Consider the following 12,662-nt stretch of genomic DNA (forward strand, 5'->3'; position numbering starts at 1 on the left):
CATACACCCAGCCTTCGATATACTCCCGATAACCCTGTTGTTTTTCCCGATGATATTTTACCTCTTCATGCATCTCGCCTCACTACCCCGAGTATTTCATTTACCACGCGCCCCGTGATAAAACTTTCCGCCTCCATTACCTCGGCAGTAAATAGCTTGCATCCAATTCGACCAATGTAGCTTGTACTTTATCATAATAACGCTTTAGCTTCAAGGTCTCGATCATAATATAACTACTTAAGGGCCCAAACCATAAAAGGAATACGAAAATCAATATCCCCTTCGTACACGGTAAAGCTGATGCCATCCACGGCTTTTGTTACAGTATCAGGGCGAAAAGCCCACGCTTTCAATCGTGGGATGAGAGCCTTTTTTTAATAAAATAAAGTTGTACTATAAAGCAAAAACATATACAATTAAATCTTATGAAACAAGAATATAGAAAAACTAAAACAAAAACAAGGGGATGCCCTAATAAAGAAACAAAATAAAACTAGTGCCGACTAAAAACCAAGAAAAACATCTGACCAATATTTCAAAAGAATATATTAAAACTATCAATACTTTGGTATCTAAAATGGTACAAGAAGAACAAGCATTAAAGCTGTCGTCAAAAGATGTTCAAGCATCTATGCCAAGTGCAGTAAAAAATCAATCTATGATACAGTAATAGGAGTAGATCTAGGATTGAAAGCTCCAGCTGTTTCGGTAACAAGTACCAGAAAAACAAAATTCATAGGAAACAGAAGACCAAACAAGTATATTCGCAGAAAATATAAGTCAAAACGTTCTGAACTAGGTCAAGCCAAGAAGTAAATGCCAGCAAAACCTTAAATGACAAAGAACAAAGATGGATGAAAGACCAAGATCATAAAATTAGCCGTAAAGTGGTTGATTTTGCAAATATCCGAATCACGGCAAGAACAAGCCAACTCAATAAGTAATGCTAAGCGGTGAAATGACCATGTATGTAGGTTCTTTTCGTTTTTAATCCAAAATATACAAGTCAAACTTGTCCTATATGTAGAAATCGCAACCATGTAAAAGACAGAAACTATCAATACTCATGTGGTTTTAAAACCCACCGAGATCGGGTAGCAGGAATGAACATCATCCATGCACCTGTGATAGATGGAGTAGCATAAGCAAAAGTCGATCAGCCTATACTGCTATATGCACTGGTATAGGAAAGGTACTGGCATACCCTTAACTTGGGAGCTATCTAAAGCAGAAATGAATTGAGGACGCATAGCTACCCGAAAATCCCACGCATTTATGCGTGTGGAGTGTCAAGTATTTCTTATTGTAATCCTTAAAAAAACAAAAAATATGGTGCTGGCAACCTTCGCCAAAACCATATTTTCTAGATTCTTTTTTCTAAAATTCTTTGAAGTTTCTTTTGATGACCCTACAGTTGAACAAAGTTGTCACGCATTCTCGTGCCTTTAGTCATGAGTAAGTGGTGACATATGTTGGCTAAAACAAACTTAAATTTCCCATATAACTATATTTATATAAAGAACAATCATCCTTTTTTTTTTGAAAAAACTTGATCCTTTAAATCATAAATACCTTTACCTGATAGGGTAAAAGCATAAACCTACATGAGTCAGAACAAATACGGTTCAGTCTCAGCCATGTTGAATAATTTAAAATGGACTTGACTCTTTATCTAATATAACTGTCACATCTTTATGTAATTTTAAAAAGGTTGCAGGTAAGTTAGTATTTATATTATGGTGTAGCATTTTACTCACTATTTCTTTTTTATTACTTCCGTTTGCTAATAAAATTATTTTATCTGCTTTTAAAATAGTCCCCATACCCATAGTCAAAGCTCTTTTGGGTATATGATAAGCACTTTCCTCTCCTCTTTCTACTAATAACTTTTCATTTTGCTTTATAGTCTCTTCTTTCAAATTAGTGACATGAGTTTTATCATTAAGCTCTTCTCCTGGCTCATTAAAGCCTATATGACCATTAGTCCCAATCCCTAGTATTTGTAGATCGATACCTTTTTTTACTACTTTGTTTTCATACTCATTACAAGCCTTTTCTTCATTTTCAGGATTACTTAAAGGAATATTGATATTTTCTTTTTTAATGTCAATATGGTTAAATAAGTTTTCCATCATATATGAGTAATAACTTACTGGACTTGAAGGAGATATTCCCAAAAATTCATCTAAATTAAAGGTAGTAGCTTCTTTAAAAGAAACCTCACCATTTTGATACATCTTTACTAAATTTTCATACATACCCATAGGTGTCATACCAGTAGCAAGACCTAGATTACTATTTGCTTTTAATAAAAGTTGTGCCTTTATATACTCAGCCGCTAATCTACTTAACTCTTCATAATCATTAACCGTTATAAGTTTCATATCATCAGCCCCTCTAATTAATAATATCATATGGTTTTTAACTATTACTTTAAAACACATGTGAACCTCTCATACTAAATTCACGGGCTTCTAATATAACTACTAAAATTTCCTGTTTCTAAGACTGACCTTAATGCGTCGTATTCTCTACAGGCGTTAAATCGGATAGTTCGATCCCCTATATTTATCATGCTAACGTTCGCAGTTCCTTTTTTTTAAGAATGTTTTTACTAGAATTTATATTCCTTTTCGTAATGTGTCCCACAGTTATTTCAAGTCTGTACTCAAATTGAAAAGTTTTAACTTTTATGTTCTTTGAGTTTTTACTTTTCCTTGTAGTATCTTGTGTCAGTACTTAAGACACCAGTATATATGATAGTATAAACATATCCTCTTCCAAAAGTAAATTATTCCATATGTAACCAGCCTTTAATTATATAATAGCATAAATATGTGAGGATATAAATACAGGTTTGTTACGACTCTTAGTATGAGATCTAGGCACTGTGCTAAAGATAACATTTGAAAAAACACTAAAATTATTGAAACAATACCTAATAGATCATACAGCTTCTACTTTTAAGAAAAAAAAAGCTGAAAAAGACTCATGTCTTCTTAGCTCTAATGGTTCAATAATTACACAAATAATTTATTTGTTATATTTAAGATTATTATATTGTTCTAATTTAATACCAACTTTCATAGTTTCTTTTTTTATAACTTACCATTATAATAACATTTTTAAATACTTCACATATAATAAGGGTGGCTCAAACAGCCACCCTTATCCTTTATTTTAAAATTTCTAAAAAGGAATCTACACGTAACTTAATTTGTTCAGTATCTGCATCAGTATAATCAGTTTCAATTTGCATTAACGGAATCTCATAATTTTCTTGAAGAAAATCTTTTAACATTTTAGATTCAATATTATAAGTATGACAAGCTTGCAATGTTATATCTACAACACCATCTATTTGATATTCTTCAACTAATGACCCTATTAAATCAAATCGCCCATCATTTGGTGAGAGACAGGAACAAGGTAGTTCCATATACTTTTCTGCTATAGATGTAAGTGAATCATCTGACTCAGGGACATTTTTAACAAGCCCTTTTACTCCAGAGCAAGCTTCTTGAAGTATAACTTGTCCACCCTGATTTTCAATTATATTTAATGTTTTTTCTTGACCAACTCCTGTAGGTGATCCAGTAACTAAGATTCTTGGCCTATCATCCTTAGACTTATCATTTTTAATAAACTCTCTAACTTCGTCTATGATCTCTTGAATTTTTTCAAGATAAGTCTCTCTATCTAATTGAAACTGTCTTGCCCAGATAACTTTTAATAGGTCTTGTCCTTTTAACGGGGCAGGGTTATGTTTATTAAGAGAAACTAGCTCCATTAATTTGGTTCTTTCAGTATTATGAGCTTTAATTGCTTTTTGTAGACTTTCTTCTGTAATTTGAGTATCAAATTTTTCTTCTAGGAAAGCTTTAGCTCTTTTTAGCTCATGAACCCAATGCTCTCTTTTTAATTCATAGGTAGACGAGTTTGGGATATCTAATACCATCATAGGTTTAATATCTTTCATATATTCATACATTTTCTTTTTCCCATCACAAGTAGTTTCTGCCATAATGACATCTGCAAAATGGAAAAATGGACATTTATCTGTAACAGCAAAACCATAGCTTGATTTAATTAAAGGACATAAATTTCTTGGTAGATCTTTTTCAGCCGCTGCTATTGGATCCTGTTTAGTAGCACATAGTCCTACTGGTATAGCTCCTGATGCCTCGATTAGTTCAACAGGTGTAAAAACACAATAATATCCTACAACATTTTTCCCTTGTTCCTTTTGTTCTTTTATCTTTACCATATTTTCAGGTATTAAATTATCAAAATACTCCATAGCCTTTGGTCTCATATTAATTTGCCTCCTTTAATAGTTGTTCATATCCAATTATACTAGCACCAAGGGCAGCAGTAATAATTGGACTATTAGGTGTAGTAACATCATAACCACTTATTTGTCTTAAATAGTTTCTTAAAACTTTACTTTTAGCTACACCTCCTGTGAAAATAATTTTTTCAGAAGCTGGATTTACCTTATTAATCATTGTAGATATGCGTGTAGCAATAGATTTCAATAGCCCTGCTACAATAGCTCCTTTGTCTTTACCTTGCATCATTAAGTTAAGTACTTCAGTTTCACAAAATACACTACACATACTTCCGATCTCGATAGGTTCTTTGTTAAAAGCTATTTCATCAATATCTTTTAAGGTTAGTCCTAGTGCTTTTACTGACATTTCTAAAAATCTACCCGTCCCTGCTGCACACTTATCATTTAAAACAAAGTCTAGTACTTTACCATTTGAGTTAATCAACATAGCTTTGCTATCTTGTCCACCTACATCTAATATACCTTTAACATCTGAAAACAGATAATTACAACCTTTTCCCTGACAAATAATTTCACTTACAACTTTATCTGCAAAAGGTAAATGAATCCTACCATATCCAGTACCTAGCACTTTTGAAATCTGCCCTTTTGAAATATTAAACTCAGTGCAAATATCATCTATAATGCTTTCTCCGATTGTAGTTGGATCAAAACCCGTAGGTTTATAAATAGAACGAAAATTAGAGCCATCATATAATACTCCCTTTGTAGTAACAGATCCAATATCAATTCCAACTGTATACATAATAAACTCCTCCAACGAAAATATAATTAATCTATCTTAATTATATTCTCTAGTGCTAGATGTAACAAATAGTTTCTATAAATATCAAAAATACTAAGTATAGTTTCTATCAATAGAAAAACCTCCGGAAAGATCCGGAGATTTAAGTATCAAACCCATATTCAAAAGCTTTAATATTAGCTTCTAAAAACTTTTTTGGTACATTTTTATTGATTGAATTGATCCAACAATCTTTAGAAATATCTGTTCTATCTGCGAGCAGTCCTACAAGAAATGTATTCGCTAGCTTTTCTGTTCCAAACTCTTTTCCTTTTTCAAAAGCATTTAAGGCTACAAGCTCACATTTGTCTTTAAGACGACTATAGCAATCTTTTGGATATTGTTCTTTTTCTAAAAGAACTGAAGTAGGATAAATTTCTCTAGTATTTAAAAATATATGACCATTTTCATGTGACATTACATCTAACCATCGTAATGCTTCTAAAGGTTCCATAGCTAACATAAAATGTCCTTTACCCCTAGCAATATTTGGAGAAAACACTTGTTTACCATACCTTATTGTTCCCCAAACTTTTCCTCCTCTTTGGCTTAATCCAATAATATCGGTAGTTTTTAAGTCATATCCAGCATTTAAAATAGCATCAGCTATTAATTTAGTTGATAAGACTAATCCTTGGCCTCCAACTCCACAAAGGATAATATTAGTTGTCATATTATTGTCCTCCTTTAAAAGGTCTAATAGCACCTACAGGACATACTTGTGAACATACACTACATCCAACACACATATCTGGGTCTATATAGGACTTAAGTTTATCATTATTAGAATATTTTTTCATACTTATTGGAGGACAATTGGTGTTAACACAATTTCTACATCCTATACAAACATTTGGATTTACATAATAATGTTGTTCCTTTATTTTATACTTTAAGGCACATGGTCGTGTTGTAATTATTGCAGATAAACCATCGTGCTTTATTTCCTCTTCAAATACCTCTTTTGTTTTCTGATAATCAAATTGATCTACCTTAGTTATCCTAGAAAAACCTAAACTTGATAATACACTGCTAATATCAAGGTCTATATCAGTTTCCTTATATTTACTAGAACTTGGGGTGTCTTGTCCTCCTGTCATTGCAGTTGTACTATTATCTAATACAATCACAGTAATATTATCATGTTTGTCACTTGATTTTGCTAGATTAACTATACCTGATAGACCTGAGTGATAAAAGGTACCATCACCAATTAAAGCAACTATAGGGTCATTATTTCCTTGATAATTAAAAGCCTTTCTCATACCTCTTGTAATTCCTAAGCTAGCTCCCATACTAATATTGATTTTTGATACTTCAAATGGTGGTAAAAGACCTAAGGAATAACAACCTATATCTCCTACAACCGTAACTTTAGATTTCTTTAAAAGATCAAACACAGGTCTATGAGGACAACCAGAACACATGAGAGGTGGTCTTTCTGGAGTAGAGAAGCTTTCTGGTTCTGTACTTATCTCATCCTGCATTACACCAGCTAAACTAAGACCCTTCTTAATATCTTCTGTAAATAATTCACCTGTAAAGGAGAAATACTTCTTCCCTTCACATTCTACACCCATTGTTTTCAGTTCATTTTCAATAAATGGCATCATTTCTTCTAAAACAATGATATTTTTGTATTGTTTTACTAATTTACTTATTTGTTCTTTTGGAAGAGGATAAACTAGCCCAAGTTTCAGTATGCTCACTTGTGGATCTAGCTCTTTTAAATTATGATATAACAAACCTGATGTTATAACTAATGTATCTGCTCCCTCTTTTTCTTCTAGCTTATTAAGTGAAGACATGGTTGAAAAACCTTCAAGCTTTTCAATTCGCTCATTCATTTCATATTGTTTCTTATGAGTATAAGGTGGAATCATAGCATGATTAGATACATCTGGTTCATATCCATTAACTTCAATGTCTAGAGGAGGTTCTAAATCTACAACAGAGCGACTATGACATAATCTACTAGTCATCTGAATCATTACTGGAGTTTGAAACTCTTCACTTATCCAAAAGGCGTCTTTAGTAAACTCTTTAGCCTCTCTATTATCTGAGGGAACTAATACAGGCATATTAGAAAACTTTGCTAATATGCGACTATCTTGTTCATTTTGAGAACTTTTCATTCCAGGATCATCACCAACCACTAACACAAATCCACCATTTACACTTGTTTGTGTAAATGTCATTAATGGATCGAGTGCAATATTAACACCCACATGCTTCATTGATACTAATGATCTAGCTCCAGAAATAGAACTTCCAATAGCCATTTCTAAAGCAACTTTCTCATTAGGAGCCCAGTCAACATAACCCCTTTTATAACTTTTGATGGCGTCTAATATTTCTACAGTAGGTGAACCAGGGTAACTAGAGGCCAAAAATCCCCCCGCTTCATAAAAACCTCTTGCTATGCTCTCATTTCCTGTCATAGCAGTCTTTGTCTCAGTCAATAAAATCACCTCACATTTTATCCTATTAATACCATTCGCTAATGATACTAATTATCCTTCCTAATCAGTATCATTAGCTAAAAAAATATACCCGCCAAAACGTTGACGGGTATTAACTAACTAGTCTCTATAACTTTCATAAATTTCTTTAGAAATCTCCTCTTGTAAAGAGAGATATTCTTTTTTAGTCAGTTTGGGCTGAAAATCTTTTAAGATCTGATTTCCTTTTTCAGCCTGATTACTTAAAAGATCTATCAAAGTACTAACAAGTAATTTAGCTGAAGTAATATAAGAAAGTTCTTTATCTACTACTTGAAACTCTCGTGTATGAAGATCACCTGATACCCCTCCTACAAGTGGATGAAGCGATGGCATTATATGTGAAATATCACCAAAGTCAAAAGAACCTGTCATATGTATATGATCTTCTACTTTATCTTTGTCTACTAACTGAATCGCATTATCATAACATATATCACTCAATTCATCATTAGCTATTAAAGGTAAAAAACCAGGAAGTTCAGTAATTTTTACATCTGCACCTACACCCATTGCCCCAGCTTTTAAAGCTTTGTTCACTTTTTTGTTAGCATCTTTGATCCCTTCAATAGAGTTTCCTCTCACATAACTTTCTAGCCTTACATCAGCAGGTACAATATTAACTAGATCACCACCTTTTGTGATGATAGGATGAACTCTAATATTATCTTCATCAGGGAAGGTTTCTCTTTGTGCATTAATTGCAGCAAGAGAAAGATTAGCTGCATTTAACGCATTTATACCACCTTCAGGCATTGCTCCGGCATGAGATTCTTTTCCAATAAACTGAACCTTTTTTCCAATAAATCCATTACCAGTAGGACCTACAACTATTCCGTTAGAAGGTAGCAAATGACACATTAAAGAAATATCAATATCGTCAAAATAACCTCTATAGATAAGTTCTTGCTTTCCACCGAAATACTTGATTTGGTTTTTATCCATCAACTGTTCTCTAAACTCTAATTCGACAAACTCTTCAGCTGGTACGCCCATAAAAGTTATAGAACCTGTAAGCTCATCTATTACACCAGAAGCAATTAAACCAATAGCAGCTCCAAACATTGAGCCTACTTGAGCATTATGACCACAAGCATGAACTGCTCCTGTTTCTTTATTTGCATCTGGATGTTCATGACAAACTACTGCATCTAATTCACCCATTAATGCTACATTAGGTCCATCTTGTTTACCTTTAAGAGTAGTTTTACAACCTGTAATAGCAATATCTTTTTCAACATCTAATCCTAGTTCTTCAAAAGCTTTTGATACTTTTCTTGTAGTTTCAAACTCTTTATAGCCAAGCTCTGGTTGATTGTATATATCTTCAGAAAGACCTATTATCTTTTCTTTATGTTCATCAATCATCTGTAAAGCACGTTGTTTTAGTTCTTCCACTGTAAACACCTCCTAATTTAACTATTCTAGAAACATTTAAATAATACCTTTAGGAAGTTAAATTATGCAATTATAGCCGAACCGAAAAATGTACCAATAAATACTACAAATTAATATTAAAAGTTTAACTTGTTAAATTATAACTTAATTAATTACCTTGGGAGCTGTCTAAATCAGAAATGAATTGAGGACGCATAGCTACCTGAAAATCCCACGCATTCATGCGTGTGGGGTGTCAATAAGGCCTACAATCACAGTCTTTTCTTTTTAGAATTTGTTTTTGTTCTTCAATAGAATCTATAAATCTATCTTGATTACTAGCTCCTGTAGCTAAAGTTTCGTCTAACTCTGATCTATGGTTATAGCCTCGTTTTTTCATCTCTGTTACTATTTTTTCATGTCTATCATAAAGAGCTTTAAGCCTTCCTTCCCACCTCTTAGTTTCAGGATGATTTCGATAACCTTTTTTATTTTGAGTTAAAATGTTCCACAAAGCATGCAGTTCTCTATGCTCACCAAGTAAATGTTTTCTACAAAGTATAGTAGGTTCTAAATCCCAAATGCGCATATAATCCCTCCTAAATATTTGCTTAAATATCTCCTTAGTATTAGCAACTTTAATATAAACAATAAAGTAGGAGGTTAATTACCCCCTACTTTATTGTTCCCTATATCCACTCTTCATAGGTAATATCTATTTGTGCCATCACCTAAACAGGTAATGAATGTTAAATAAGTTTTCTACTTTTAAACTGCCTAAATTCCGGAAGCACCATAACAGCTACAGTATAAACTTCTAAACGCCCTATTAACATTAAAAATGATAATAATATCTTAATAGGTCCAGAAAAGAAATCATAGTTTTCTATAGGACCTACTGCACCTAATCCAGGTCCTACATTACCTAATGTAGCTGCAACTGCTGAAAAAGAACTAATCATATCTAATCCAGACAAAGATACTAGTAAAGAAGATAAAAGGAATATACACATATATAATACTACATAACCTACTATACTAGAAATCACAGGTTCTTTTATAGCTCTACCATTTAACTTAACAGGAATAACTGCATTTGGATGAATTAATCTATAAAGTTCTCTTACACCCTGTTTAATTATAGTCAAGATTCTAATTTGCTTTATTGAACCACCTGTGGATCCACCACTACCACCAAAAAACATTAAAAAGAATAGCAATTGTCTAGCAAAAGGTGTCCATAGTTCAAAATTTTCAGTAGCATACCCTGTTGTAGTAATGATCGATACTACTTGAAAAGAAGCCTGTCGTAGTGATAACAAATAACTTTCTACAGTACCATTAAAATATAGATGAGTGGCTATTAATAAAGTAAATACTATAATTCCGCCGAGATAGAATCTTAATTCTTCATTTTTTGTAACTGTCTTGATATTTCCCTTTACTAAACTATAGTATAGAGCGAAGTTTGCACCTGCAATCACCATAAACACTAAGATTATCATTTCAACATAAATACTATTAAAACCACTGATGCTATCATTAAAAGTCGAGAAGCCACCTGTAGGCATTGTTGTAAAAGCATGGTTTAAAGCGGTGTAAAAATCCACTTCAACTAGCATCAATGAGAAAACTTGGATAATAGATATAACTACATAAATTATCCATAATACTTTCGCTGTTTTAGCAACCCTTGGTACTATTTTTTCAGTAACTGGTCCTGGTACTTCTGCTTTTAAAAGTTGCATGCCTTTTACACCAAGTCGTGGGAATAGTGCTACGAACAATACAACTATTCCCATCCCTCCAAGCCATTGAGTCATACTTCTCCAAAGTAATATATCTTTTGGCAAAGATTCTATATCATCAATTAAGGTAGCACCTGTAGTACTAAACCCTGACATAGCTTCAAAAAAAGCATCAACAAAACTTTCAAACACACCTACTATTAAATAAGGTGCAGCTCCTATTGTAGCTGCGAGTATCCATGAAAATGTTACTATAGCAAATCCATCTTTTAAAGATATATCTTCTTCATCAGCATTAACAAATATTTTTAGTACCCATCCTAAACTCACAGTAAAAATCATCGTTAAACTAAAAGCCATCTTTCCCGGGCCATCATCAAAAATTGACCATAATAGAGGTATTATTATTGTAAGCCCAAAATAAAATAGAAAATATCCTAACATCTTAACAATATTTTTTGTATTCATTGGTTACCTCCACCTTTGTTACTTAGGCTTTGAAAAATATTTATCTACTAATTTATTTGTTTTAGAAGTAGCAAAAATAATCACTCTATCACCAGGTAAGATAACATCTTGACCTCCAGGTATGATAATTTGATCTTGTCGTACAATCGCTCCTATTAATATACCCCTTGGAAACTTTGCTTCAATAAGTTTTTTGTTGGCTACTGGTGCATTATTTGGAACAATTAGTTCTGTAATTTCAGCTTTTTCATTTCCCAGAATAGCCATTGATATCACAATATCATCTCTAATTAGTTGTAGAATTTTGGCAGCGGTTAAAGTTCTAGGACTAATAGCTTTATCTACTTGCATATTATCTAAAACAGCTTCATAATCTTCCTTAATCACTTCTACTATAGTTTTATCAGCACCTAATTCTCTACTCATAACTGATGATAATAAATTGGTTTTATCATCTCCAGTTGCAGAAACGACTACATCCACATCTTTTAGATCTTCTTCTTGTAAAAACTTTAGGTTTGTTCCATCACCTTTTAAAACCATTGTTTTATTAAGGTCTTCAACTAGTTGTTCACAACTTTTTTCATCTTCTTCAACGAGCTTTATATTCATTTGATTTTTACGACTCATATTTTTTTCTAATATATTACATAATTGATAACCAATTCTTCCTCCACCTATTATTAAAACATTTTGAGGTTTTTTCTTAGGATGTCTTGTAAAATGACCTAAAGATGAAATTAAACCTTTTTGGCCAATTAGATATATTTCATCACCAGGTAAAATTTCATCCGTTCCACCCGGGATAATAACTTGTTTTTTACCTCTCAAAATAGCAACAATATTACTTGAGTACGGAAAATCTATATCTTTTACAAGTTTATGAGCAATTGGTGATTTTTCTTCAACAATTATACCCACCATCTGTACTTTACCATCAGCAAAATATTCTACTCCTTGCACATTAGGGGTTCTAATCATTTTTGCCATTTCTTGGGCTGTTACAAGTTCTGGATTAATTATAATGTCTATCCCAAGTTGATCATGTGAAAAAACCTGTGTACCTTCTGTATATTCAGGGTTTCTTATTCTAGCTACAGTTTTATTTACATCATAACCTTTAGCTAACATACAAGCAATTATATTAACTTCATCTATTTCAGTAACAGCAATTAAGAGATCTGCTTGTGAGATACCTGCCTGTTCTAATATTTTAAAGCTAGCCCCATTTCCTTGGACTAGCATAATATCTAGGTTTCGAGAAATTTTTGAGATTTTCTCAGAGCTCTTTTCAATCAAAACTACATCTTGGTCTTTCTCAGAGAGTTTTCTAGCAAGCTCTACACCAATAGTGCCCCCACCAACGATAATAACTCTCATTAGCCCACCTCCTACTTTCACATACTAGACCCTATTGTACATCGAATTAA

Annotated in this window: 9 protein-coding genes and 1 pseudogene; 1 reads left to right on the forward strand and 9 read right to left on the reverse strand. The window is 32.7% G+C overall.

Annotation, left to right across the window (positions count from 1 at the left end):
- Positions 1-487 precede the first annotated feature (487 nt).
- A pseudogene (locus CDO51_RS15210) lies at positions 488-1,145 on the forward strand (zinc ribbon domain-containing protein).
- Between the two features lie 504 nt (positions 1,146-1,649).
- On the opposite strand, the gene nagB reads toward CDO51_RS15210, so the two are convergent.
- The 9 genes from nagB to trkA all read right to left on the reverse strand — a co-directional run bounded on the left by nagB (position 1,650) and on the right by trkA (position 12,612).
- Positions 1,650-2,384, reverse strand: a complete 735-nt coding sequence (gene nagB, locus CDO51_RS00860) for a glucosamine-6-phosphate deaminase (RefSeq protein WP_089022484.1) — start codon at positions 2,382-2,384, stop codon at positions 1,650-1,652.
- A gap of 791 nt (positions 2,385-3,175) precedes the next feature.
- A complete protein-coding gene (locus CDO51_RS00870; protein ID WP_089022409.1) occupies positions 3,176-4,315 on the reverse strand; it encodes a double-cubane-cluster-containing anaerobic reductase in 1,140 nt (379 codons plus the stop codon).
- 1 nt (position 4,316) lies between these two features.
- Positions 4,317-5,099 (reverse strand): acyl-CoA dehydratase activase, encoded by a 783-nt coding sequence (locus tag CDO51_RS00875; protein WP_089022410.1) that lies wholly within the window; start codon positions 5,097-5,099, stop codon positions 4,317-4,319.
- A gap of 142 nt (positions 5,100-5,241) precedes the next feature.
- Positions 5,242-5,811, reverse strand: coding sequence for an indolepyruvate oxidoreductase subunit beta (locus CDO51_RS00880; protein ID WP_089022411.1), 570 nt, complete (start codon positions 5,809-5,811; stop codon positions 5,242-5,244).
- Position 5,812: 1 nt separating this feature from the next.
- On the reverse strand, positions 5,813-7,600 hold the full coding sequence (locus CDO51_RS00885) for a thiamine pyrophosphate-dependent enzyme (protein WP_240503447.1): 1,788 nt from the start codon (positions 7,598-7,600) through the stop codon (positions 5,813-5,815).
- Between the two features lie 120 nt (positions 7,601-7,720).
- Complete coding sequence (locus CDO51_RS00890; protein ID WP_089022486.1) at positions 7,721-9,007, reverse strand: amidohydrolase; 1,287 nt, start codon at positions 9,005-9,007, stop codon at positions 7,721-7,723.
- A 265-nt stretch (positions 9,008-9,272) separates the two neighbouring features.
- Positions 9,273-9,605, reverse strand: coding sequence for a pyrimidine dimer DNA glycosylase/endonuclease V (locus CDO51_RS00895; RefSeq protein WP_089022412.1), 333 nt, complete (start codon positions 9,603-9,605; stop codon positions 9,273-9,275).
- Positions 9,606-9,765: 160 nt separating this feature from the next.
- Entirely contained in the window at positions 9,766-11,232 is a 1,467-nt protein-coding gene (locus CDO51_RS00900; RefSeq protein ID WP_089022413.1) for a TrkH family potassium uptake protein, read from the reverse strand.
- An 18-nt stretch (positions 11,233-11,250) separates the two neighbouring features.
- Entirely contained in the window at positions 11,251-12,612 is a 1,362-nt protein-coding gene (gene trkA, locus CDO51_RS00905; RefSeq protein WP_089022414.1) for a Trk system potassium transporter TrkA, read from the reverse strand.
- Positions 12,613-12,662 lie beyond the last annotated feature (50 nt).

The sequence above is a fragment of the Natranaerobius trueperi genome (assembly GCF_002216005.1).
Lineage (GTDB): Bacteria > Bacillota > Natranaerobiia > Natranaerobiales > Natranaerobiaceae > Natranaerobius_A > Natranaerobius_A trueperi.